Annotated in this window: 1 protein-coding gene; it reads left to right on the top strand. The window is 65.3% G+C overall.

All coding sequences use genetic code 11. The annotated features are described in order from the left end of the window. Positions 1-60: 60 nt before the first annotated feature. Positions 61-628: branched-chain amino acid ABC transporter permease (locus EN893_RS36830; protein ID WP_164901539.1), on the top strand; the 568-nt coding region annotated here is incomplete at its 3' end.

Here is a 628-nt window from a genome sequence, read left to right on the forward strand (position 1 = left end):
GCTGGCGGCCATCGTCGCTGTCCGGCTGCGGCCCAACGGCCTGTTCAACGGAGCGTCGCGATGATCGCCCGCGACCGCAACTGGCTGCTGATCTTCGCCATCTGCGTGGCGCTCGCGGTCGTCTATCCGCTCTTTGCCGGCGGCTATCAGCTGACGGTGATCCGCGACGCGCTGATCTTCGGCCTGTTCGCGGCGAGCCTCGACTTCTTCTGGGGCCGCACCGGAATCCTGTGTTTCGGCCACGCCGCCTTTTTCGGCATCGGCGGCTACATCATGGCGCTGGTCACACTCAATGATGCCATCCCCTTTGGAAGCTTACTCGGCATCATGGGTGCGGTGGCGGGTGCGGCCTTCGTCGCCGCCATCATCGGCTACTTCCTGTTCTTCGGCGGCATCCGTGGCAGCTATTTCCCCATCGTCACGCTGGCCATGGGCGTCATCTGCCAGCAGGCCGCGGTCTCCTGGAGCTCGGTCACCGGCGGCGACAGCGGCCTGATCGGCATCCCGCCGATCGAGTTCGATCTTGGCGGGCTGCACGTCGATCTCAGCCAGGATCTGCCCAGCTACATCTTCGTCTCGGCCATCGTCGCCATGACGGTGCTGGCGCTCTGGTTGATCAGCCGTGGCC

The organism is Mesorhizobium sp. M7A.F.Ca.CA.004.04.2.1 (assembly GCF_004022825.1).
Taxonomy (GTDB): Bacteria; Pseudomonadota; Alphaproteobacteria; order Rhizobiales; family Rhizobiaceae; genus Mesorhizobium.